Origin of the sequence: Gilliamella sp. B2828, assembly GCF_026537125.1 — a bacterium.
Classification (GTDB): Bacteria; Pseudomonadota; Gammaproteobacteria; order Enterobacterales; family Orbaceae; genus Gilliamella.
Genome location: NZ_JAFNMU010000002.1, coordinates 189,380 through 215,092, shown reverse-complemented (window position 1 = coordinate 215,092; position 25,713 = coordinate 189,380). Strand labels below are relative to the sequence as shown.

At 32.7% G+C, this 25,713-nt stretch carries 22 protein-coding genes and 2 pseudogenes; 11 read left to right on the top strand and 13 right to left on the bottom strand.

The window, feature by feature from the left end:
* The first annotated feature begins 563 nt into the window (after positions 1–563).
* The 10 genes from J3U19_RS02830 (at position 564) to J3U19_RS02785 (ending at position 15,481) form a co-directional block, all read left to right on the top strand.
* Complete coding sequence (locus tag J3U19_RS02830) at positions 564–746, top strand: hypothetical protein (protein WP_267339979.1); 183 nt, start codon at positions 564–566, stop codon at positions 744–746.
* Positions 747–1,085: 339 nt separating this feature from the next.
* Entirely contained in the window at positions 1,086–1,343 is a 258-nt protein-coding gene (locus J3U19_RS02825) for a hypothetical protein (RefSeq protein WP_267339978.1), read from the top strand.
* Between the two features lie 4 nt (positions 1,344–1,347).
* Positions 1,348–2,736: an MFS transporter gene (locus J3U19_RS02820; protein WP_267345406.1), complete on the top strand. Its 1,389-nt coding sequence runs from the start codon at positions 1,348–1,350 to the stop codon at positions 2,734–2,736.
* Positions 2,737–3,826: 1,090 nt separating this feature from the next.
* Complete coding sequence (gene mukF / locus J3U19_RS02815) at positions 3,827–5,149, top strand: chromosome partition protein MukF (protein WP_267345404.1); 1,323 nt, start codon at positions 3,827–3,829, stop codon at positions 5,147–5,149.
* 43 nt (positions 5,150–5,192) lie between these two features.
* Complete coding sequence (gene mukE / locus J3U19_RS02810; RefSeq protein WP_416380343.1) at positions 5,193–5,915, top strand: chromosome partition protein MukE; 723 nt, start codon at positions 5,193–5,195, stop codon at positions 5,913–5,915.
* Between the two features lie 2 nt (positions 5,916–5,917).
* Entirely contained in the window at positions 5,918–10,336 is a 4,419-nt protein-coding gene (gene mukB, locus J3U19_RS02805) for a chromosome partition protein MukB (RefSeq protein ID WP_267345402.1), read from the top strand.
* A 393-nt stretch (positions 10,337–10,729) separates the two neighbouring features.
* Positions 10,730–10,951, top strand: a complete 222-nt coding sequence (locus tag J3U19_RS02800) for a hypothetical protein (RefSeq protein WP_267339971.1) — start codon at positions 10,730–10,732, stop codon at positions 10,949–10,951.
* Between the two features lie 559 nt (positions 10,952–11,510).
* A complete protein-coding gene (locus J3U19_RS02795; protein WP_267339969.1) occupies positions 11,511–11,732 on the top strand; it encodes a hypothetical protein in 222 nt (73 codons plus the stop codon).
* A gap of 352 nt (positions 11,733–12,084) precedes the next feature.
* The gene (locus J3U19_RS02790; RefSeq protein ID WP_267339968.1) at positions 12,085–13,377 is read left to right on the top strand and encodes an HlyD family secretion protein; all 1,293 of its coding nucleotides are present in this window, start codon (positions 12,085–12,087) and stop codon (positions 13,375–13,377) included.
* Entirely contained in the window at positions 13,370–15,481 is a 2,112-nt protein-coding gene (locus J3U19_RS02785) for a peptidase domain-containing ABC transporter (protein ID WP_267345400.1), read from the top strand. The genes J3U19_RS02790 and J3U19_RS02785 overlap by 8 nt, the downstream gene beginning before the upstream one ends.
* Before the next feature lie 795 nt (positions 15,482–16,276).
* On the opposite strand, the gene J3U19_RS02780 is transcribed toward J3U19_RS02785, so the two are convergent.
* From J3U19_RS02780 to J3U19_RS02715, 13 genes and pseudogenes are all read right to left on the bottom strand, one after another.
* The gene (locus tag J3U19_RS02780; RefSeq protein ID WP_267339966.1) at positions 16,277–16,435 is read right to left on the bottom strand and encodes a hypothetical protein; all 159 of its coding nucleotides are present in this window, start codon (positions 16,433–16,435) and stop codon (positions 16,277–16,279) included.
* Between the two features lie 936 nt (positions 16,436–17,371).
* On the bottom strand, positions 17,372–17,860 hold the full coding sequence (locus tag J3U19_RS02775) for a hypothetical protein (protein WP_267339965.1): 489 nt from the start codon (positions 17,858–17,860) through the stop codon (positions 17,372–17,374).
* Positions 17,861–18,194: 334 nt separating this feature from the next.
* The gene (locus tag J3U19_RS11525) at positions 18,195–18,521 is read right to left on the bottom strand and encodes a primase-like DNA-binding domain-containing protein (protein ID WP_416380344.1); all 327 of its coding nucleotides are present in this window, start codon (positions 18,519–18,521) and stop codon (positions 18,195–18,197) included.
* A 9-nt stretch (positions 18,522–18,530) separates the two neighbouring features.
* Positions 18,531–18,764: a hypothetical protein gene (locus J3U19_RS02770; protein ID WP_267339964.1), complete on the bottom strand. Its 234-nt coding sequence runs from the start codon at positions 18,762–18,764 to the stop codon at positions 18,531–18,533.
* Positions 18,765–18,975: 211 nt separating this feature from the next.
* A pseudogene (locus J3U19_RS11520) lies at positions 18,976–19,126 on the bottom strand (primase-helicase zinc-binding domain-containing protein); the annotation flags it as partial.
* Between the two features lie 75 nt (positions 19,127–19,201).
* Positions 19,202–20,436: pseudogene (locus tag J3U19_RS11515) on the bottom strand (integrase domain-containing protein).
* A 588-nt stretch (positions 20,437–21,024) separates the two neighbouring features.
* Positions 21,025–23,394, bottom strand: coding sequence for a primase-helicase zinc-binding domain-containing protein (locus J3U19_RS02745; protein ID WP_267345394.1), 2,370 nt, complete (start codon positions 23,392–23,394; stop codon positions 21,025–21,027).
* A gap of 9 nt (positions 23,395–23,403) precedes the next feature.
* Positions 23,404–23,778 carry a hypothetical protein gene (locus J3U19_RS02740; RefSeq protein WP_267345393.1) on the bottom strand — a complete coding sequence of 125 codons (375 nt, stop codon included), beginning with the start codon at positions 23,776–23,778 and terminating at the stop codon, positions 23,404–23,406.
* Positions 23,779–23,783: 5 nt separating this feature from the next.
* A complete protein-coding gene (locus J3U19_RS02735; protein WP_267345391.1) occupies positions 23,784–23,963 on the bottom strand; it encodes a hypothetical protein in 180 nt (59 codons plus the stop codon).
* Positions 23,950–24,171, bottom strand: a complete 222-nt coding sequence (locus J3U19_RS02730) for a hypothetical protein (protein WP_267345390.1) — start codon at positions 24,169–24,171, stop codon at positions 23,950–23,952. The genes J3U19_RS02735 and J3U19_RS02730 overlap by 14 nt, the downstream gene beginning before the upstream one ends.
* A complete protein-coding gene (locus J3U19_RS02725; RefSeq protein WP_267345389.1) occupies positions 24,164–24,397 on the bottom strand; it encodes a hypothetical protein in 234 nt (77 codons plus the stop codon). Before J3U19_RS02725 ends, J3U19_RS02730 begins: the two co-directional genes overlap by 8 nt.
* A 13-nt stretch (positions 24,398–24,410) precedes the next feature.
* Positions 24,411–24,953: a host cell division inhibitor Icd-like protein gene (locus tag J3U19_RS02720; RefSeq protein ID WP_267345388.1), complete on the bottom strand. Its 543-nt coding sequence runs from the start codon at positions 24,951–24,953 to the stop codon at positions 24,411–24,413.
* A gap of 1 nt (position 24,954) precedes the next feature.
* Positions 24,955–25,296 (bottom strand): hypothetical protein, encoded by a 342-nt coding sequence (locus tag J3U19_RS02715; protein WP_267345387.1) that lies wholly within the window; start codon positions 25,294–25,296, stop codon positions 24,955–24,957.
* A gap of 130 nt (positions 25,297–25,426) precedes the next feature.
* Here J3U19_RS02715 and J3U19_RS02710 point away from each other — a divergent pair, with 130 nt between their 5' ends.
* Entirely contained in the window at positions 25,427–25,600 is a 174-nt protein-coding gene (locus J3U19_RS02710; RefSeq protein ID WP_176700243.1) for a hypothetical protein, read from the top strand.
* The last annotated feature ends 113 nt before the right edge of the window (positions 25,601–25,713 follow it).

The window sequence follows — 25,713 nt, the reverse complement described above, 5'->3', positions numbered from 1 at the left end:
AACGGGTAATAAGGATTAAAATAATAATATGATTATTTATGCTAAAAAATTGTTGCTTTTTTAATATTTTTTTCTATTTTTAAAGCAATTGACCATATTTAAGTTTAGTTCTATTTGCTTCAGTTTTACTTCATAAGATATGATAATAAATACTTTTTTAATGTTTCAATTTATATTTAATGCAAATTAGGTAGTTAAAACATGAATTTATTTTTTTTAGACATAAAATAAAAAGCAAGAAAAAATAACAGGCAACAATTATATTTTGGGTTCATTCAATATTAACATCATTGCTTAAGTAGCAATTTTTTTAAAAGGTTGTAAATCGCTATTATCTAAAAAATATCATAAATTCAAATTGATTAATGATATTAATCTGGTTTTTTTATTAATAATATTGAAGGAAAGTTCATTTTTATTCCAAAGTTGGAAAAAATTAATACGTATACTTCATATAAATCTAAGAAATAGCCAATAGGTAATGCAATGATTTATGTTTTAAAAGAACCTATAATTGTTATTTCTCTTAGGTCAATTTAACAATTACTGATAAAGAAATTGTAATGTTAGAACCTTATTTAGAAAAATCTGATATTTTATTAGTTCAACTTGAAAATATTATTAATGCTGTTTTTCATACAATGAAATTACCTAAATATGTAAGAGTAAAAGTTGTATTTGACCCTGCTTCATACTCTTTAAATATCATCCAATTATTATCCCAAATAACACCGAGGCAAATTTAATGCGGCTAATTTAGATACTGCAAAACTTGCAACTCGAAAAATATATTTAATAGGTATTCAAACCGTTATTGTTATTTTTAGTAGTAAAAATTTACTGATTTTGATGGGATAGATCCTTAATACATTAACTCTTTTTAGCCATAACTTTAGATACAATAGGTACAAAAGATATTTTTAATGATGTGTTTTATAAATTACAGGAAAAAGATGAATCACTTTACCAATAAGCGATTTATGCTTCTTTGTCAATAGACAATTAAGAAGCATAAAAAAATGCCATTTCATCAGAGTATATTTTACAAAATGACTAACAAATCAATTTTCTATAGGAAATGATTTATGACAAATCAACCAAAAAAAATTATTTTAGATTATGATCTCTGTCATCATGATACTTTCGCGATTTTATTGGCACAGGGTGATCCTGATATTGAATTAGCAGCTATTAAACCCTTAGTGAAAAAAGTCGACATAGCACAAGATATTTATAATGATTCAAATTTGGATAGACGAGTACAATCAAAAACCAGTATACAGTTAAACCCAATACATACAATTAATTTATATATTGATTCTTTAAACGCACCAATGAGGTAAATGCATGATAGATCAAAGTAAGGAAAAGAAAAATATTATAACATTAATGGTTGCGTTACTTGCAGCTTGTACTGCATTTCAACTTAATGCAAGCATGTTAAGTCCAGTATTAGTAACCATAGCTAACGAGCTAGGGACCAATGATGCGGCCGTAGGTTTATCGCAAACCTCTTTTTTTACAGCTGCAGCGTTATTTTCTCTATTTTTGCCACGCTTGAGTGATATAAAAGGCCGTAAGAAAGTATTAACCTTTATGTTGCTTATTATGACATTTGGTACAATACTAGCAGCACTAGCACCTAATATAGAAGTATTGTATGCAGCACGAATTATACAAGGTGTATCAGGTCCTGTTGTACCACTTTGTTTATTGATGCTTAGTTATGAAGTAAAAGATGCCAAACAATATGGAATGTTAATGGGAATTATTACAGCAGTAAATGGTGGTATTGCTGGTGTTGATGCAATTGCGGGTGGTTTACTTGCTACATATTTTGGTTTCCGTTCAGTTTTTTGGGTTATTGCGGTCGTTGCTGCTATTTCTACCTATTTTGTCTATCGTTTTTCTCCAGAATCAAAACCATCAGCGGGAACTAAAATGGATTGGATAGGTGTTCTGTTCATTGTAATGACGATTGCAGCTTTACTGTTAGCACTTAATGAGGCCGGCAATATTGGTAGTGCCAATTGGCTTTATGTCATTGGACTCACACTGATTGCTATTGTTTGTTTTATGTTATTTTGGTGCACAGAAAAACGCAATAAACAACCATTGGTAACAATTGAACATTTAAAAAGAAGGTCAACTTGGGCTTTACTCTTAACGACAACATTAACCATGACAGGTATTTTTGCAATAGTTAATGGTTTAGTTATGTCAATAGCACAAAATCATGAATTAGGTTTCGGACTTGATCCTGATTGGGCATCACTCATTTTTCTTACACCATATGCATTAATTGGTTGGCTTGTGGGTCCGTTCTCAGGTCGTTTAGCGCCAACGATGGGATATAATAATGTATTAAAATTAGGTTTATTGGGTTGTATCATTAGTATTTTAGTAATTATGTTCTATGGTGTTTACTCGTTAACAATTTTATCCATTTGCGTTATAGCACTTGGAATTTTTTATGCAGGAATGGCTAATATTATCTTAAATGGATTAGGTATTGTTTTATCGCCATCAGAAAATCCAGGATTTTTACCTGGTATGAATGCAGGTGCCTTTAATTTAGGCGCAGGATTAAGTTTTGCATTGTTACCCGCTATACAAATGGTAAATGCTAATACTATCAAAGGTTATTTTAATGGTATGTTATTGGGATTGATCATTACTATTTTAGCTTTACTTTGCAGCTTTTTAATTCCTCGACCTATTAATGCAGAGTTATAAAAAGTATAAATTTTTAATGAATCCTAGATAATATTATCTAGGATTTTTAGCTTTGAGTGTAATAAATATATTGTTTCTGTCATTGGCTTACTACTATTTATGATTTGATGTTTTTCGAAAATCTATGTTCTACGATTTGGGTATTAAAGTAAAAACTAATATTATGAAGAATTTGTCTTCAGTAACTAACTTGCTATTTTTAATAGTAAACTAATTTCAATACAAATAACATTAAAGCCTTTTTAGGAACAATAATATCAACTTTTAGTTATTATCAGTTTTTTTAAAGATTAATTTAAATTATTTCCCAATTTAATCATTTCAGAAACTTTTAAGAAAGGTTTACCATCTTCATAAGTAATAATAGAAACTGTTTTACCATATATTAATTTTGTCAGACCAATTTTAGGTAGGATTTGTAATGGAATATCTCCAATTATTTCAAAATTAGTTAAAATAATAAATAATTTACGCTATATTTTATGACATAATTACCTGAAGTAATGTCTGGAACTTGATTTATAGGTAAATTAACATATTTTCTTCAGTGTTTTTTGTCCAACATCTGTAATTAAAATCCATCCTCATCACTGATTTTTTTCCAATAGTTCAATAGTAATATAGTTACTGCGGGTTTTTTATAAAGTATTATGTAATCTAATCAATTGGATAGATATAAATATGCTTTTATTCAACCGATTGCAATTGAGATACCACAAGTAGGGGAGAATGTTAGAGTTCTAAAAGAAGTGGCAAAATTTGATAACATCAAAAGCAACATTTTACGCATATGTTAACCTAATTTTTAAAAAATAATGAATTTTCTTTTATGTTTGGTATTGTCACGTTGAGTATAGGTGCCAGTTAAGATAAATTTGACGAATGCAATATAAAATCTAAAATGAGGCTATATAAATGTTCATTTACTGTTATTCAATCATCTAATCGTAAATCTTAAGCTTGGTTATTTTTAACTAGTACAAATTGTTATATAATCGATAATATTTGTCTTTTAATCTCTATATTGTATTTATTAAACTTTTTTAAGGTATTTTTATATAAAACGATACGTTAATCTAAGGAAACCTCTATGTTGGATTTTTCCCAAACAGTACCTGAACTGGTCTCTTGGGCAAAAAAGAATGATTTTTCAATTACTTTACCTGTTGAAAGGTTAGCTTTTTTATTGGCTATTGCTGTATTAAATAGTGAGCGTTTTGATGGTGAAATGACTGAATCGGAATTAATTGATGCTTTTCGGCATGTTTCACAGATTTTCGAACAAAGTGAAGATACCATCACTGTACGAGCCAATAATGCCATTAATGATTTAGTACGTCAGCATCTAATTACACGTTTTACAAGTGAAATGACTGATGGCTATTCAATTTATCGTTTAACTCCCCTTGGAATTGGGATTTCTGATTATTATATTCGACAGCGGGAATTTTCTTCACTGCGTTTATCCATCCAATTATCCATTGTGGCACAAGAATTGAAACGTGCTGCCGATGCAGCTGTCGAAGGGGGGGATGATTTACATTGGCATAGAAATGTCTTTGCTCCTTTAAAATATTCGGTTGCTGAAATTTTTGATAGCATTGATATAACGCAACGTGTTATGGATGAGCAGCAAGTTGATGTAAAACGAAATATTTCTGCATTATTAAGCCAAGATTGGCAAGCTGCAATTAGTAGCTGTGAGGGATTGTTAACGGAGACATCACAAACACTTCGTGAGTTGCAAGACACTTTAGCTGCTGCAGGCGATAAACTACAAGCCAGTTTGTTATTAATTCAAGACGCAACACTGGATCATCCTGAACTTGATAAAATTAACAATGTAGTATTAGATTTACAAAGTAAATTAGATCGAATTATAGGTTGGGGGCAAAAAGCGATAGATCTTTGGATAGGTTATGATAGACATGTTCATAAATTTATCCGAACAGCGATCGATTTAGATAAAAACCGTGTATTTTCACAACGGTTACGAAAATCAATTCAGAATTATTTTGATATGCCATGGTCTCTTACATTCGCAAATGCTGATCGTTTACTCGATATGCGTGATGAAGAACTCGCACTACACGAAGCAGAAGTGACAGGTGAATTACCTTCAGAACTTGAATTTGAAATGATAGAAGAGATTCAAGAACATATTATTATGCATATCGAACAAAATTTGTTGATTTTTAAACAAGAAAATAAACCACTTGATATTGGTATAGCAATTTGTAACTATTTGGCACAATTCCCACGCGAACAACATTTTGATATAGCAAGGTTATTTATCGATCAGGCTATTCGACTTGGTATTGCCAAAGATGATTTACTCGGTATACCCAGCGAATGGAAACCTATTAACGATTATGGAGCTAAGGTACAAGCACATGTCATCAACAGATACTAACGATTTAGAAACACAACAAACTGCACATCATCTTGATGAAATTATGGAGCGCATAGCGGCAAATTCACAAGCATCCATTGATAAATATATGCCAGTTAAATTGGCGCAAGCAATTGCAAATCCGATTTTCCCTGAGCTTGATAGTACTTTGCGTTCAGGGCGTCATATTGGCATTGATGAGCTTGATAATCATGCATTTTTAATGGATTTTCAATTAGAACTTGAACAATTTTACCAACGTTATAATGTTGAATTAGTCAGGGCGCCAGAAGGATTTTTTTATCTTCGTCCTCGTTCAACGTCGTTAATTTCTCGCTCGGTATTATCTGAGTTAGAAATGTTAGTTGGCAAAGTACTTTGTTATCTTTATTTAAGTCCTGAACGATTAGCGCATGAAGGGATCTTTACGTTGCAAGAGTTGTTTGATGAACTGATTTCATTAGCAGATGAAAGTAAATTGCTCAAATTAGTTAATCAGCGTTCTACTGGTTCTGATTTAGATCGTCAAAAATTATTTGATAAAGTCAAAACAGCTTTAAATCGATTACGTAGACTTGGTATGATTTTCTTTATTGTTGGCAATGACAGTAGCCGTTTTCGCATTAATGAATCAATTTTTCGTTTTGGCGCTGAAGTCCGTAGTAGTGATGATATGCAAGAAGCTCAATTGCGTTTAATCCGTGATGGTGAAGCAATCAATATAGAATCGTCACTTATTTTAGATGATAATAATGAAGACCAAGATGTTAATGAGGAGATAGAATAATTATGATCGGACATGGTAAATTTCACTCATTGACTCTGATTAACTGGAATGGTTTTTTTGCTCGAACTTTTGATCTGGATAAATTAGTTACTACACTTTCTGGGGGAAATGGCGCGGGTAAATCAACCACAATGGCAGCATTTGTTACTGCTTTAATTCCTGATTTAACTTTATTACATTTCAGAAACACGACCGAAGCAGGGGCAACATCAGGTTCACGAGATAAAGGCTTACACGGAAAATTGAAACCTGGCGTTTGTTACTCAATACTTGATGTAATTAATTCTCGTAATCAACGTATAATTTGTGGAGTACGTTTACAGCAAGTAGCTGGTCGTGATAAAAAAGTCGATATTAAACCTTTCCTAATACAAGGTTTATTTGTTGGCATTTCCCCAACAGAATTAGTTACTGAGAGATTAATTGATAAACAAGCACGAATCCTTTCATTACCTGAATTAAAAGAAAAAATTGAAGAAATGGAAGGCGTAATTTTTAAACAATTTAACTCAATTACTGATTATCATTCGGTAATGTTTGATGTCGGTGTATTACCAAAGCGTCTGCGCACATCTTCTGATCGTAGTAAATACTATCGCCTAATTGAAGCTTCACTTTATGGTGGTATTTCAAGCGCTATTACTCGTTCACTTCGTGATTATTTATTGCCCGAAAATAGTGGCGTACGTAAAGCTTTCCAAGATATGGAGGCTGCACTACGTGAAAATCGAATGACATTAGAAGCCATTAGAGTGACGCAATCAGATCGGGATTTATTCAAACATCTGATTACCGAATCAACTAATTATGTAGCAGCTGATTATATGCGTCATGCTAATGAACGTCGTGTACATATTGAATCAGTGCTAGGTCTACGCCAAGATATGTTTAAAACGCAAGCGCTACTTATAAGTAATCAATTCCGCCAAATTGAAATGGCGAAAGAGTTGAAAGAATATCAAGAAGCACAAAGCGATTTGGAAACCGATTTACAAGCAGCTAATGATCATCTTAATCTAGCACAAACGGCATTACGCCAACAAGAAAAGATTGATCGCTATCAAGCAGATTTAGACGATTTAAATGTCAAGCTTGAGGAGCAAAGTGAAGTTGTTGTTGAAGCTAACGAACAATATCAAGTTTACCGTGATCAATTTGAACACACAGAACGAGAAGTTGATGAAATCAAAACACAACTGGCTGATTATCAGCAAGCGCTTGATGTCCAACAAACCCGTGCTATTCAATATCAACAAGCATTGCAAACCCTTAAAAATGCGCAGTCTTTATGCCAATTACCTAAACTAGACCTTAATAATATTGAAAATCATTTTGAAGAGTTTGACGAAAAACAGAAAGTAATAACAGAGAAAGTATTAGAACTTGAACAAAGGCTCAGTGTTTCTAATGCGGCAATCAGTCAATTTGATAGAGCTTATCAACTTGTTGTCAAATTAATTGGCGATGTGGTGCGTAGTGATGCATTTATTGTTGCCAAAGAAGCATTAAGGAAGTGGCCATCACAATGTTATCAAGCTGATCAAGCTGAACATTTACAATTACACTTAGATGAATTAGAACAACGTTTTTTTGAGCAAAAAGAAGCAGAATCATTATTAACTCAATTTTGTAAACGTATTGGTCGTCAAGTTAATTATGAAGATCTTGAAGAGTTAAAACAAGAGATTGAAGTACAATTAGACGAAAGTGCTCAGTTAGCCAATGAATCTAGCGAAAAACGTATTGAATGTAGGCAAGAACTAGAACAGATTCAAGCTAAAATTTCTGATTATCGACAAAAAGCACCTTTATGGCTAAAAGCACAAGATGCTTTAATTTCATTGCAAGAACAATCTGGTCAAACATTTGCCCATAGCCAAGCGATTACACAACATATGCAGCAGTTACTTGAACAAGAGCGAGTACTTGTTACTGAACGTGATCAAATCAATTTTAGACGTAATCAGCTTGATAGACAAATTGAACAACTCAATCAACCAAGTGGGGTTGATGATGGACGATTATCAGCATTAGCAGAACGATTTAATGGCGTATTGCTATCTGAAATTTATGAAGATGTTACTATTGATGATGCTCCATATTTTTCGGCGGTATATGGTCCATCTAGGCAAGCTATTGTGGTACCCGATTTATCTTTAGTAAAAGCACAACTTGAAACTCTTACTGCAAGTGAAGAAGATTATCCTGAAGATATCTATTTTATTGAAGGTGATCCGTCATCATTTGATGATAACGTGTTTGATTGTGAAGAGATGAATAAAGCGGTATTGGTTAAAACAGGCGAGCGTCAATGGCGTTTTTCTAGTTTTCCTAAAGTACCATTATTTGGCCGAGCTGCACGTGAGGTTTATCTTGAAAAATTATCTGTTGAACGAGATCAACTGTATGAACGTTATGCAACAGCCTCATTTGATCTACAAAAATTACAGAGAATTGAGCAAAATGTTGGGAAATTTATCGGTCAATATTTAGCGGTAGCTTTTGATATTGATCCTGAAGCTGAAGCGCAAAAATTAGTCGCAAGGAGTGTGGAAGTTGAACGATTGCTGTCGTCTCAAGAAACTATTGATAAACAAAATCAGCAACAAGTATCTAGCTATAAGGAACAGTTAAGTACTGTTAATCGACTTGTTGCACAGATACATTTATTGGCTGATGATGATCTAGCAGATCGTATTGATGACTTACGTGAACAAGTGGTAGAAGCACAAGAGGCAGTACAATATGTCAATCGCAATCGTAACACTGTTTCAGAACTGGAACCAATTGTTGCTGTTTTACAGAGCGATCCTGAACAAAATGAAGCTTTACATAAACAATACAACATCATAAAAGAACAACAACAGATTATTCGCCAACAAGTATTTGCATTAACCGAAGTGATACAGCGTCGAGTTCATTTTAGTTATGAAGATTCCGCTGATATGTTAGGTGAAAATACTGATTTAAATGAAAAACTGCGTTCTCGATTGGAAGTGGTTGAAGCACAAAGAGCTAAATCCCGTAGTCAAATGCAGCACTATCAAGACAAGTATAATCAATATAACCAAACGTTTGCTTCATTAAAAAGTGCTTTTGAAACTAAGCAGGATATGCTTAATGAACTACTTAAAGAGATAAAACAAATTGGTGTAAAAGCTGATACGATTACCGAGGAACGTGCTAAAATTCGCCGTAATGAAATCCATCAAAAACTTAATGATAATCGTCTGGAATGTCTTTCTCTTGAAAAACAATTGATTATGTGTGAAGGCGAAATGACTCAAATGCAAAAACGTTTGAACCAAATATCGCGAGAATATAAGCAATTACGGGAACAAGTGGTGCAAGCTAAAGCTGGGTGGCGTTTAGTATTACGATTAGTTAAAGACAATAGTGTTGAGCGTCGATTACATCGCCGGGAACTTGCTTATTTAAGTGCCGATGAGCTTCGTTCTATGTCGGATAAGGCGTTGGGTTCCTTACGTTTAGCTGTAAATGATAATGAACATCTACGAGATGTATTAAGGCTATCTGAAGATCCAAAACGGCCTGAACGAAAGGTTCAATTCTATATTGCGGTTTATAAACATCTGCGTGAACGAATTCGCCAAGATATCGTGAAAACTGATGATCCAATTGAAGCCATTGAACAAATGGAAATCGAATTATCTCGCTTAACTGAAGAACTCACCTCGCGTGAACAGCAATTAGCAATAAGCTCCAAAAGTGTAGCCAATATTATACGTAAAACTATACAACGTGAGCAAAATCGTATTCGTATGTTAAATCAAGGTTTACAAGCAGTGGCATTTGGTCAAGTTAATGGTGTACGTTTGAACGTAAGTATACGTGAGGCTCATTCTGCTTTATTATCAGCCTTGGCTGATGAACAAGATGAATATCAAGACTTGTTTAGTAACAATCGAATCACTTTCTCAGAAGCGTTAGCTAAACTATATCATCGCTTAAACCCTCATATTGATATGGGGCAACGAAGTTCACAAAATATCGGTGAAGAATTACTTGACTATCGAAACTATCTAGAGATGGATGTTGAAGTTAATCGTGGTGCTGATGGTTGGTTACGTGCCGAAAGTGGCGCTTTATCGACTGGTGAAGCGATTGGTACTGGTATGTCGATTCTATTGATGGTGATTCAAAGCTGGGAAGAAGAATCTAAACGACTGCGTAATAAAGATATTTTACCATGTCGATTATTATTTTTAGATGAAGCTGCTCGTCTTGATACTAAATCAATTGCAACGCTTTTTGAACTATGTGAGCGATTAGAAATGCAGCTTATTATTGCTGCACCCGAAAATATTAGCCCAGAAAAAGGAACTACTTATAAATTAGTTCGTAAAGTTATTAATAACCAAGAACATGTTCATGTTGTTGGATTAAAAGGCTTTGCTTAATAATATTGCTGGTGATTACCACCAGCAATATCTTATTTTTTAAGAAATTTGATTGCTTATGATGTATACTAACGAATAAAATATTTTGATGTTATCACTTAATTTTAAATTTATATAATTACTCCATCATGAATGATTCTATTTCGCTCTAAAAATATAATTTTTCTCTATACAAAGGTTAAGTTTTAGTAAAAAAATTATTAATATTTTTAAAACACTTATGCTTAATTTAAAGTCTTTTTTTTTCATGTGAAAATTAAATGTAATCATAATTGACTTGATCAAAATTTTATTTTCTGTTTAAATATTTATGGGTTTAAACAGTACTATGTATTAATGGTATTTTTTAGACTCTAATTTGAAAATAACTATTGTGGAAAAAAGGAACACATTATGAAAGAATTAAATTTAGTAGAAGTTGAACAAGTTTCAGGTGCTGGCTTTATAGCTGATGCAGCGGGTGCCTTAGGTGCTGGTATTGGTGCTGTAGTGGATGCAGCTCATGGTGACGAAAGTAATGCTGGACAAAATTCAGGTAGATTACTAGGTCAAGGGATTGGTAGAGTTGTTGAAGCTGTTATCGGTATAAATTGCCCATCAGCATGCCGTCCATAATTAATGTTTTGAACGAGAAGCGATCATTCGCTTCTCGTTTTGTATAAAAAATCATCCAGGGAATTAAAACATATATCTTAAGCTAAAATCAATATTTTATATAATTAATAAGTTAAATGATTTGATTTATATATGTGTTTTACTGGATATAAATTATCAAGGAAGATGATGATTAAAATTTTCTCATTATTACCTCATTTAATATCATTAAACTTGAAAGGGAAATATGTACATTATGTACATGAAGTTTTTTTTCTGTTTACCTTCCTACTACTATCAATAAAAAAATCAATAAATAATAACCTTATTTTGCTTACTTAATATAATTTTTTTGCCTATAAAAAGTTAAGTTTAAATTAAAAATAATCATTAATTTTAAAATACTTATATTAAATCTAACATTCATTTATTTCATGTGAAAAATATATGTAATAATAATTGACTTGATAAGAATTTTATTTTCTGATTAAATAATCACGAATTTCATTGGTACCATTTAGAAATTGGTATTTTTGGATTTTAATTTGAAAATAATTATTATGGAGAAAAGGAACATATTATGAAAGAATTAAATTTAATGGAAGTTGAACAAGTTTCTGGTGCTGGCTATATTGCTGATGCAGCAGGTTCTTTAGGAGCTGGTATTGGTGCTGTAATTGATGCAATAAATAATGATTTAACTCAATCTTCTCAAAATGCCGGTCAAATACTAGGTGAAAATATTGGTAAAATTGTTGAAACTCATTTAGGTCTACATTACCCAGCGCGTGTTCCTTTATAATTGATATTATTTAATATCGTCAAACGAGAAGCGATTATTCGCTTCTCGTTTTGTTTTAAAAAATCAATTAGTTATATGAAATTATGCATTTTAAACTAAAATTCAGTATTTCTATTTTAGAATAATAAGGGATTGTTCAATTAAAAAATAAAATTAGATAAGATATTAATTAATAATTTATTTTATGTGATTGGTCATCTATCATTAAACAGATTTGATCATTTAAGTAATTATGTTTAGTAATAAACTTATTAGTATATTTTTAAACATGATTTCTTTATTGAAAATTAAAATTCATATTATTGAATAAATAATAATAAATAAATATAAGTATAAGTAGGTAAAACATTTTATGGAAAATAATCGATTGTTTCGGCAAGAAGCTATTAATTACCAGAAAGCAAAATGGATGGGAAAAGCGTTATTAATAAAAGGATATTCTGCATGGTTTGTTTTTTTATTATCGATTATTTTTGTTATCGTTTTAGTTCTTGCTATCATATTCGGTACTTATACTAGACGAATTAATGTGCCAGGTGAAATAACTACACAACCAAGAGCAATTACTTTGTTTTCAACACAGCAAGGTTTTATTATTAACTCTCATGTGAAAGTTGGCGATAAAGTTAAAAAAGGCGATCCAATTTATGAATTAGATGTCAGCCAAACGACACAGTTAGGTAATGTCACTCAAAAAACAATTGAATCAATCAATAATCAAATCAAAAATATATCTGAAATTATTGAAACTCTAAAGGAAAATAAACAGATCACTTCAAATGCATTGAAACAACAAATAGATGAATATAATCGATTCCATCAAGATTCATTATTGCTTGTCAAAAATGCAGAAAAAGGGATGAGTGAAATGTATGAAAGCATGCAAAACTATGCTGATTACCAAAAAAAAGGACTAATTAATAATGAACAATTCAATAATCAAAGATACTTATATTATCAACAACAAAATTCTTATCAATTTTTACAAAATCAAATAATACAAGAAAATTTAAGTATTATACAACTTAATAGTGAATTAGTTACAAAGATAGCTGATTTTGATAACAAAATATCTGAATATCAATTTCAGTTGAATGCTCTACAACGTCAATTAACAGAAGTAAATGCTAAAGGAACATTAGTTATAAGTGCTCCTAGTGATGGACGTATTGAATCACTTAGTGTAACAGACGGTCAGATGGTAAAAACAGATGATAGCCTAGCACAACTTATTCCTGCTAATACTGATATTTACTATTTAGTTCTTTGGGCTCCTAATGAAAGTGTTCCTTATATTTCAGTTAATGATAAAATTAATATTCGTTATGAAGCTTATCCTTATCAAAAATTTGGACAGTTCTCAGGTAAAATTATATCAATATCCAAGGTGCCTGCCTCAAGCCAAGAAATGTCAACTTACAGTAGTTCTCCATTATCTCAAAACAATATTAGTTATCAAGCTTATTACAAAGTAATGGTTTCTCTTGATAAAAAACAAATGGCCAAATTTAATAATAAAATTAAATTAACAAATGGAATGAAAGCTGACATCACTCTCTTTTTAGAAAAAAGACCTATTTATCAATGGATGCTATCTCCTTTTTATGATGTTCAAAAAAGTATTACAGGACCAGTCAATGAATAAAAATCAGTTTCAGCATATACTTCAAAGTTTACATTTTGGTTGGAAAAGAAAAATACCACAAATTTTACAGACAGAAGCTGCTGAATGTGGTCTTGCATGTTTAACTATGATTTGTCGTTATTATGGTATGAACGTAGATTTATTTAGTTTAAGAAATCAAATTGGCGTTTCATCTCATGGCGTCACTCTTGCCACCTTAATTAATATGTCAGCCTCTGTACATTTAAGAAGTCGTCCACTTTCTTTAGATTTAAATGAAATAAAACAGTTAAAAACCCCTTGTATTTTACATTGGGACCTCAATCATTTTGTTGTATTAGTGGCAGTTAAAAGAAGTAAATTTATATTACATGATCCCGCATTTGGTCGCCGTGAAGTAGGTCTTAATGAAATGTCAAAACATTTTAGTGGAATAGCACTTGAATTATGGCCTGATAAAGAGTTTGAACCTCGCACAGAACGCAGTCAACTTAGTTTGATTAAAATGCTTTTCCAAATTGATGGTTTAAAAGGATTTTTAGTTAAAATTTTATCATTATCTCTTATTATTGAATCCATTAATTTATTGCTGCCCGTTGGAACTCAATTGGTAATGGACCATGTAATTATGGCACAAGATCACAGTTTACTTGGATTAATCTGTATGGGATTACTGTTTTTTATATTATTCAGAACATTTATTGCCATGTTACGTTCTTGGTCATCATTAATTATGGGATCTTTAGTAGATATTCAATGGAAAGCTGGACTTTTTGATCATTTAATGAAATTACCATTAGCCTATTTTGAAAAAAGGAAACTTGGTGATATTCAGTCTCGTTTCACATCCTTAGAAATAATTTGTACAACACTAACTAATAATATCGTAAAAAGTATTATTAATATTTTGATGTCAATTGGTGTTTTTATCATGATGTTTCTGTATGGTGGATGGTTGGTTTGGATTGTCTGTGGTTTTACTCTCATCTACATAATATTACGTGTAGCTACCTATCAACGTTATCGACAAGCATCAGAAGAAAAAATTGTGAAAGAGGCTAAAGCTAATTCCCATTTTATGGAAAGTTTATATGGTATTGATACTTTAAAATCACTGAAACTTACTGACTCAAGAGCTCAATATTGGCTCAATATGAATATTGATACATCCAACGCAAATATTCGTCTTACTAAATTAGAAATGATATTTAGTGGTGTTAACACATTGATTATGATGATTGAGCAAACTTCAATATTGTGGATCGGCGCTGCACTTGTTATGGATGATAAAATGACGCTAGGTATGTTTATCGCGTTTACAGCATATAGAGCTCAATTTTCAGAACAAACAGCAAATTTGATAAATATGGTATTAGATTTGAAAATGCTGAATTTACATACTGAACGATTAACCGATATTGTATTAACTGATACTGAAAATGATATCGAATCAAAGCACTCTTTCCCTAAAGATATCCCTGTTGAATTTGAACTGAACAACATAGCGTATCAATACGATAATCTTTCTAAACCTATTTTTACTAATATAAACATGAAAGTTAAAGCGGGTGAAAGTGTTGCAATTATTGGTCCTTCAGGTTCAGGAAAAACCACATTGATGAAAGTTATGAATGGATTGCTTACACCTACTCATGGTGAAGTTCTTATAAATGGAATTGATATTTATAAATTTGGTGTTAATAATTATAGAGATATTATCGGTAGTGTATTACAAAATGATAAACTTTTTGCAGGATCTATATCGGATAATATTTCAAGTTTTGATAATGAAAAAAATTATGAATGGCTTATTGAATGTGCAAAATATTGTAATATTCATAACGAAATTATGAGTATGCCAATGGGATATGAAACGTTAGTAAGTGAGTTAGGAAATAGCTTATCTGGCGGTCAAAAACAACGATTACTAATTGCAAGAGCATTGTATCGTAAGCCTTGTTTATTATTTCTTGACGAAGCGACAAGTCATTTAGATGAAGATAATGAAACTACAATTAATAAGGCGATATCTTCATTAAAAATTACGCGTATTATTATTGCTCATCGAAAATCAACAATTGAGAGTGCTGATCGTGTTGTTAATATTGGTGAAGTAAATTATTAAAAAATAATAAGGGGCGAAAGCTATCACATTTAAATATGTAATAAAAGTTTTTGAAATTAAAGCAACAGTCAGAGAGGACAAAATACTTCAACTTATTAGCAATAAAATGTGATTTATCATTTCAGCAGGCAAGGGTTTTAAAGTTAGAAATGAACATTGCTATTATTTTGCTTAGTTAGTAAATTTTCTGCAATGGTAATATTCTTAATACTTTCACTTCACGATTTGCTGAAAATGGTATATTAAATTTTACTGTTTAAAACTTACTTTAGTTAATTTATTTTGAATATAGAAATACAATAATTAAAAAAATAGTTATTTATTTTTTTGTTTCAGCTATGTTTAGAATACTAAATTTATATAATACAATTATTATATTAATAAAAATAAATGGATAGTCATAGAGACAACTAAAACTTTCAGCTATAGGATGTAATCGTTGATCTGTTGCTATTGAGAACTTGCTGTTGTTGGATTAAGAAGCATTGCATAAAGAAATTTATACTGTGTATATTAAAAAGTTTCACCACAAATTGCCGGAAAAATTTTTTATCATCTCAGTCTGTTAGAAGATATTATAATTTATAATCAATTAGGAGAGCAACTAGTGAATATTATTCATGAATATTCAATACGGCATGAAATGCTTCTTGTGGGATATCAATACAGCCAAACTTACGTTGCGTTATTTTATTTTTTGTTTTTTTTGTTTTTTTTGTTTCTTGATGCAGATCCTGAATAACCACGTCCTATTACACTTTTGCGTAATAGTGGAATATCTCCCTTTATAATGAGTTAACTTTCAAATACCGATTTTACTGGCATTGCATAGAATTTACGAGGTATAACATGTTTCATTTGCTGAACAATTGGCTTATTGCGTTCAAAGATTCTATCTCGTGGCAAAATAAATGAAAAAGCATCGACAATTTCATCATTCAACCAAATATCCATTTTAACTAAATCTGTTACAATATAACTTCGGTCTTAGTAATCTTATGACACATATCAATACGTAATTGATTTTAGTGAATTATAATAATTATAATCAATTCATGAAATTGGCAGTTTAAATATTAATTTGGTCATTTTATTATTCTGATACATCAGATCTACATAAACACACCGTTGTTTCTTCTGACAGAGTCCCATAATCTTACCTACATCTTCTATAGGAATATAATTGTTGTATTAATAAATAGTTCTTCAATACACGTAATCTTTTTCAAAACTCGTCAGTAACATAGGATTGTCTACGATGATAATTTTCACCATTTTTTAACGTTACACGATATTTGCATCAATAACTCAAAATGGTGAACTAAACCAATCATTTAAATATACTGTGACTAAAGTAACCAAAATGTCAGGTTTATCAGTGCAAATGCTGAAATATTATGATTCATTAAGGTTATTTCTATTTCTGTAACTCGCTCAAAATGTAAAGCGTTTTTCTGATGCAGATTTGCAATAGGTAAAATTAACTGAATGTTTTTGTAATGCGAATATATCAATTAACGATATACAACATTATGTTAAGTTTTGCTTACAAGGAGATGAAACATTGGATGAACATCTTACTATCATCAATCAACCAGAAAATAAATTAATCAATACGATAATATAACTAAATGAGCAATTAGCATTATTGAGATTTAAGAAAGGTTATTACAAAAAAGTAATAACCTAATGTAATAAATTAGATGTTATTGATAAAATTTATAAGTGAAAAGTGGTGAAATATATCTTTTAATAGCTGATTAAAATAAATAATCTTTAGTTAGCCAAAATGATGTAAACCAATATAATTAATACAAAATCACTTAGATCATCAATTATTGTCTGAATCATATTAACTTATTTATCTTATTCGAGTGCCATTAATCAATTTTAAAAATTACTTAAGTCAGATTGCCAAAGAATATAAGGGTCATAGTCATCATCGCCATTTGGTAAAGCTCCAGTTTTAGGAGGATGCATAAAATGAGTAGTCACTAATTGATTGTTATCAAGGTAGTCTATCTTCCATTCTAACAAATCTTTTTTATTTTCTGGTTTATCAAAGTTAAAAGTAATGTTGGAAAGTGAATTGTGATAAAGGAATTGTCGCCAACATTCATCAGAATCTTTAATACAAAATTCAACACTCAGAGGTTGATATTTTTTGCCATCTTTAAATAATACAGGTATTGCTTTTTGCTCTTGGGTATCGACAAAAAATGATAAAAAAACATTATCAGCAAGTTGAGCCTTATATTCTGTGTATTGGTTATTATTTTGTGACCTAGGCTGTTTTTGAAAACTGTTTTGGTTTTCATTAGCATAACTATGACTGCAAAATAAGCTACTTAAAAATAATATTGATATTAATTTTTTCATAATATATTCCATTGATGAGTTTAATGATTATTTTGAAAATAAGAGAGTAAAGACTAATAGAAAAACTATTAAACAATTTTTTATAGCATAGCCGAAAAGAGCAGTGATATATACTTTTTTATATTTTTCTTTCGTATTTTTTTATGGTTATTGATTATATAGTCATATTTAGCCTATTGTAATGCTATTAACTTCGTATACTTTACACAAAATAATAAACCTATATAAATAGTTACATCAATTTCCTTCTAAACATAAGTATACACTTTAGGTATTCACTCAATAAAAAAACGCCAATTAGGGCTGTCTTATTTTAGTGGTTCAATTTGAGCTACTAGTTAGGATCTTCGGCTTTATCTAGCCAATTTTTACACATATCTGGGTTTATTACTAAATTAGTTTCTACCCCTATATTAGTTCGTTTTTTAATGTACGCCTTTCTATTTTCTTTTATGGCGTAATTTAATGATGCACCAAAGCCACTCAAGGACAATGGATTATTAAGTCTTGTGTTTCGGACATACTCAATATAAGCATGGTATAAATATTTCTTAGGGATAAATGGTATTATGCCTAAATTACCAATTAACATCCCATTGGGATAATCAAGAGTATTAAGATAACTACAAAAATCGACTAGGTGGTCAGATTCGCGCTTAATCGCAGTGGCTTACTTAGATTGTTGTTGCTTGTGTAGCCTTTCTTTTGCTTCTATTGGGTTAGTAAATTCATTTAATGGCAATCTGACAATAGAGGGTAACTCTTGTTCTATTTTGCTGACTAAGTTTAAATCTCGTTCTTTTTCAGGGATGACCTTGCCAAAATGAAAGATTACTCTGCGCCGAGATATACCGGCATTACGCTCATTAAATCGCCTAGCTTCATTGTTGATTACTAATACCACAGCAGGAATTTTACATGAGTAAGGTTGCTTGTGTTTTGGATCTATTGCAACCTCATCACCCCCAGTAATTGCTTTTAATCCTTTTTACATACGGGATTTTCTGGTGTGTTGTTATTATGCAACTGTTCAGAATCTATCTTTTTAAATACGGTTTTTTCTCGTATTTTGTTACTCTGATTAGGTAGATTCAAACATTCCGCTAATTTAATTGATGCTTCTTTAGTATCACAATGATAATAGTGTTTAATCAGTTCTAAGCCGTCACCGCTACCACATTGATTGCAAATATAAGTACCTCGTCCATTTTGATTATCAAACCGAAATCTATCTTTACCACCACACATAGGACATGGACAATGTTTACCTTTGCCCCATTTTTATTAATCTGCTCAATTAAAAATAAGCCTGCTATAATCGTTATGGTTGAATCGACTATACTATGGTGAATTGCGGTTACCTGATAGTGAAACATTCCCTTTACTGGCTTGCTCGACAAAATCTCCCCACCAGTCAAGCATGATTCTTTTTTGTTGTTCGTACTCTGCTCGGTTATAAGCTCGCCTAACTGCGTTCTTATCAACGTACGATAATGCGTTCTCTATTACATCATAATTAAAGCCCTATTCATTTAAGGTAGTACTTGCTAACGATCTCAATCCATGTGCTACTAACTTATCTTTGTATTCCATGAGCTTTATTGCCATGTTAGCGGTTTGGCTACTCATTGGCTTGTTATAAGGTGGTCTTGCTGTTGGGAAAATGAATTCACTTTTATTGTTAATAGATTTCATTATCTCAAGGATTTTCATTGCTTGTGGCGATAAAGGTATATTGTGGGGTCTATCCATTTTCATGCGTTCAGCAGGAATGCTCCATATTTCTTATTAAAACTTATTTCATCTCACCGTGCGCCTACAGCTTCGCTAGGTCGCGTTAATGTGAGTAATTGCCATTCAATCACGCATCTTGTTTGTAACTCAATACTAGCCATAGATAAGGCTTGCATAAACTGCGGTAACTCAGTAGGGGATATGATAGGCTGATTTTTTACTTTCGGGCTGTTAAATACGTCGGTAATTTTAGCAAGAGGGTTATTATCGATGATTCCCATATTGACAGCGTAATACATTATTTCATAGATTCGCCTACAAACTCTTTTTACTGTCTCGTATTTATTATTGTTATTTAATGGCTGTAAAGCATTGATTGCCTTAATAGCAGTTACTTAGTTTATGGGAATATCTTTTTATAAAAGAAAACATGATTTTCTAATGAACGCCAAGCCTTTTTTAAAGTTTGTTCTTCTAGTCCTTGTTCTGTTTTGAATTTAAGCCATCGTTCAGCCATGGAGTAGAATGTGGTCAATTGCTGCTTGCTTAAGTTGTTCTTGTTCCGCTTTATGTTTTTGGGGGTCTATGCCTTGCTTAATTAATTCGCGTGCTTCGTCGCGTTGTTTTCGCGCTTGCTGTAGCGAAACTTCGGGATAACTACCAAAACTGATTAATGAACGGATTTTATTTATAGGGTGATAATAGTTAAACCGCCATATTTTAGAGCCGTTAGATTTAATTAAAAGATATAATCCATTACCGTCAAATAAAGAGTAATCCTTATTCTGTGGCTTGGCTGTTTTTATTTGAGTGTCTGTTAATGGGGTGGTTATACGAGCCATAGTTATACGATTTTTAGTTATATGAAATTCGTATAACTAAGCTTATAACTAAAAAATGTGGTTGTAAATGTGTCTTACTGATGCTTGCAGAATAGCAAAATAGGCTCTAAGCCTTATTTATACAAGTTTTGATGTGCTTTAAAGAATGTTACTGAATATTGAATTGGTGCGTGGGCAGGACTTGAAAAGCACTGTTTAAATCCTTTTTAATAAAGCATTGTGTTTGTTTCTTCTGTTTGCTGTACCCCCATTTGTACCCCCAAAACAAAAAATGACCCCCCATAAATTAGATATTATTATCCAGCTACACAAAGCATAAAAATTAAAAAAATCGGGTTAGCGTTAAAATGAAAGAGGGCGAGCGGTTTGGATAACTAAAATCTGTAGAAATTTACCCTACCCCCCATAAAAATAAAATTTTATAAAAAAGTATGCACGGTGTTCACTATCTGATTGAAGCCTTATTCAAAAAGGGTTTGAGCGGTGTATACTTGAATGTTTACTATTCACAAGTATACACTTTAGGTATTCACTCAATAAAAAACCGCCAATTAGGGCGGTCTTATTTTGGTGGCTTAATTTGAGCTACTAGTTAGGATCTTCGGCTTTAGGTAGCCAATCTTTACACATATCTGGGTTTATTTCTAAATTAGTTTTTACCCCTATATTAGTTCGTTTTTTAATGTATGCCTTTCTGTTTTCATTTATGGCGTAATTTAACGATGAGCCGAATCCACTTAAGGACAGTGGATTATTAAGCCCTGTGTTTCGGACATACTCAATATAAGCATGATATAAATATTTCTGAGGGTTAAATGGTATTATGCCTAAATTGCCAATTAGCATCCCATTAGGATAATCAAGCGCATTAAGATAACTACAAAAATCGACTAGGTGGTCAGATTCGCGTTTAATCGCGGTTGCTTCCTCTGATTGTTGTTGCTGGTGTAGTCTTTCTTTGGCTTCTGTTGGATTGATAAACTCATTTAATAGCAACCTCACAATTGAGGGGAGCTCTTGCTCTATTTTGCTGACTAAGTTTAAATCTCGCTCTTTTTCAGGGATGACCTCGCCAAAGTGAAAGATTACTCTGCGCCGAGATATACCGCCGTTACGTTCATTAAATCGCATGGCTTCATTATTGATAACCAAGACTACCGCAGGAATTTTACAAGAGTACGGCTGTTTGTGTTTTGGGTCTATTGCGACTTCATCACCTCCAGTAATTGCTTTTAAACCTGCACCACTGCCCATGTAGCGCGGTTGGTCTGGTAATATAACCAATGAATAACCCACAATTAAGGCTCTATCTCTTGCTTTCTCTAAAGCGTCCATTGTGCCTATCACGGTATTACTTTTACCTGCTAACATAGTCGCGATTTCAGCAAAAACACTTTTACCGCTACCGCCTGCGCCTGTAACCTCTAGGAACAATTGCCAATCATGCCGATTGGCTAATATCATATATAGCGCAGCTAAGATATTTTTAGCCTTATCTTGATTGCCTGATGCTCTTTTTAGCCATTTAGCGAAGTTGGGCGCGTGAGTATCAAAAGATTCCTTTTCTTTGGCAGGGTAGTAATCAATATCATTACTGACTAATAGCCAATCTTGCTTATTGTGTGGTCTAAAGGTTTGGCTTTTTAGCTCATACACCCCATTTTTAAAACAGATTAAATCTTTTTGAGGTATACCCATTATAGGTAGTGATAACCTGAGCGATTCAACTGCGGAGCTAATCCTTAAGGGGTTAAATGGTTCGCCTGATTGGGTAAATAAATCGGCTAACGTTCGCATTAACACTTTATCGTTGATAGGTTGCCATGCGTTATCTTGATAGTGATAGATTTCATCGGTAGTAAGATTAATCGCAAGGTTATTATCATAATATTGATTGAGCAGTTCAGCCCGTTGGCTCGATGCCATTTGCGATAGATTCATGCTTGATAACTCGTTTTGCATGTTATGTTTTGTCATGGTGGATAACTCTGGTTTTATGAGGTTTTTATTAAAATGAGCCAAAGCGTTATCGCTTCCAAATTGTTGCCTATAATCATCCCAATCACATTTATAATCTGTATCAGGAACGGAGTAATAACCATTTACCGTTTGAGCAGCTTCTATTGCTTTAGCTAAGCCCGTATTCGGGCTTTGGTCAATATCGTTATCACCTGCGACAATGATTTTAACGGTAGGGTTTAGTTCACGAATAGCCTTGGCCACATGAATAAGATTGCCTGCGTCAATGGCCGATATAACAATAGACTGTTGGCGGAATTCCGCTATTGATATCCCTGTAGCTAAACCCTCACAAATAATAATTTCATTATGTGCGAGCAAATTTGCGCACACCTCGGCAGGTCTACTCAAAATTGAGCTGGCTAAAATAAAAGCACTTTTTTTATTTGAGCTTTTCATTAAGTGTTTACCACCGTCAGGTTCGATAAATTGACCACCTGCGTATTCATTACGAAGATTCAGCATAGGCGCAAAAATGCGCCCGTTATCTAACAAGGGTAAATCAAAGGTTAATCCTTTCTTGGTGAGGTACTCAGATTGTCCTAATGTTGTTTTAGAGAGTAAATATTCGACTTTTTTACATACGGGATTATCTGGTATGTTGTTATTATACGACTGTTCAGAATCTCTTTTTTTAAATACGGTTTTTTCTCGTATTTGGTTACTATGATTAGGTAGATTCAAACATTCCGCTACTTTATTTGATGCTTCTTTAGCATCACAATGATAATAGTGTTTAATCAGTTCTAAGCCGTCACCACTACCACATTGATTGCAAATATAAGTACCTCGTCCATTTTGATTATCAAACCGAAATCTATCTTTACCGCCACACATAGGACATGGACAATGTTTACCGTTGCCCACTTCAATACCTAATGAATGAAAGATGTAATCCCATTTATCTACCGCTTGGGCTGTAATTTCACTTATTTTCATCACATCCCCTTAATGAATAGTCGCGCTAGATTCGGCTTTAATGTCTATGGCCAAATCAATAAACAATGATTCAAGCATTTCACGCCCTGGTTGTGTTAACTCCATAGGTTTATCCTTGCTTTCGGTATACATCACCTTTAACACCCCATAAGTGCGGTTCAATCCCTCAGGTTCGCCGAAGTCTTCAATAAAATAATCTTTAAGGACGGTTTTTAGCCCAAGGACAATTAAATCCATGTCTATATCAATCTTGATTTCTTCATGAATAAATACCTTTGCACCATTTTTATTAATCTGCTCAATTAAAAATAAACCTGCGATAATCGCCATAGTTGAATCGACTATACTATGGTGAATTACGGTTACTTCTTGTTGATTATTCATGATGATTACCCCTTAATCTGTTCCATATACCGTCTAACTTCGGGCGGTAGTCGTTTAGTAACATCAGCGAGCAGGCTAGGGATTTCATCCTTGCCAAAAGAAAGTAGCTTTACATACTTGTTATTTTTAAGCCTTAATGCCGTGATAGTTCCATTATCATTATGGACAAAATTAAACTCTTTCATTATTCGCCCCTTTACGTTCTGTTTCGCTTCTAAATAAGGCTTTAGAATCACTAATTAAGTCGTATATAGCACTAAGCGCATAATCTCGTAGTTCATCATTAATTGGTGTATTAGAATCACAGTCACACATTAAAAGGATTGTTATAGCGTTAGCTTGTCCAAGTTTAGAGTTAATTGTATTTATCGCGTCCATTGAGATATTAGCCATTGTTCTTACCCTCCGTTAACCCGTACTCTTGTAGCTCATCAAAAGCTTGCTCTACTAAATCAACGATAGCCCATAGTAAATTACTCATATCGTCTTGCTCGATAAAAGGCTCGTCATATCCTGCATACTTGTGATTAGTGTTGTTTAAGGCGATTTTAGCCATGCTTTGAACTTGAATAAGTTTAGATTCAACATCACAAATTAATTTAAAGTTTTTATCAGTCATGGATGTAACCTCCTCAATTTTGGGAACGTTCGACTATAGGATACAAGCGGATTCTGGCAATAAAGATAAGGAATGATTTGCCTAGGCTCTTGCGTGCTTGGTGTTCGGTTGTTGCCGTTGTTTGGACTACTTGAGCCGTTGATAGGTCATAGAATTTATATAGTTTTTGAGTGGATATAATAGGGGTAGGGATAGTAGTCATAGTGACAGCCTCCAAGTAATGATTTACATAATCACCGCTAGAGGTTCCAATCTCGTTGGCGGTGACGTTAGCAGGGTTGGAACTACTGGTTACTTGGTGACCCAGCCATCCTTTCGGATGCCCCATTAACGCCACCATAGAAGAAATATTGATAAATAGGTGTGCGCAAGCATTGACACAAAAAAAGACGCTTTGGGCGTCATGTGTCGCCAAGTAACTGTTCAGGGTTCCAATCCTGACCTTAGATTTTGCTAAGGCACTATCAATATAGCCCGAATGATTGAGATTGTGCAAGTATTTTTTACTTGATTTAATATCACGATAGATTGATATTTTATGATTAGAGTTCAACATATTATTTACCTCCCTTATTGCTAAGTTTGGTATTAAGTAGATTCATTTGATTGGTCGCGAAACAAGCTAAATCTCTTAATTGTATGAACAAATAACCCAAATCACGCATATCATTTTTAAGGCTTTGCTCGGTATAATCCTCATTTTCACAAGCCCAAAACATTAAATTGCCTATCGCACCGATCCCCCATAGAATCGATTGTCGTAGTTCTTCAAAATGGTCCTCTGCTTGTGACAAATGTTCGACAGGAATATCCGCCTTATAAAGATTTAAGACAGAAATTAAATTAGGTAGGTCAAGTTGCCCATTTTCTGGGTGTAGGGTATCATTACTATTAGCCATAGCATTACTCCGTTTAATGTTTGTGGTTAGATAGCTCATTGAGGTGTGAACTCTTTGGGCTATTGTTTTTTGGGGCGCGACCATTATAATGGTCGTTACCATGTAATTATAATAATATTGGGTAATTACCATGTCAACACCAAAAGAAAAAAGATCACCACAATACCAAATGCGATTAACCGAAGAATTTCGGCAACAGTTAGAAGAAGAAGCTATGAAAGATGGCGATACTAGCTTGGCTACTTGGATTAAAAGAGTTTTAAGAAAAGAATTACAATCACGAGGAATCATACCTAAAGCATAATAATTAAGTTGCTTGTGGCTTCTTTTTATGGACTCAAGAAACCTACTTTTGAAATTCAACCTCATGCAATGAATTTTAAAGGACATACGCGCGCGCATAGTGACCACCGAAAA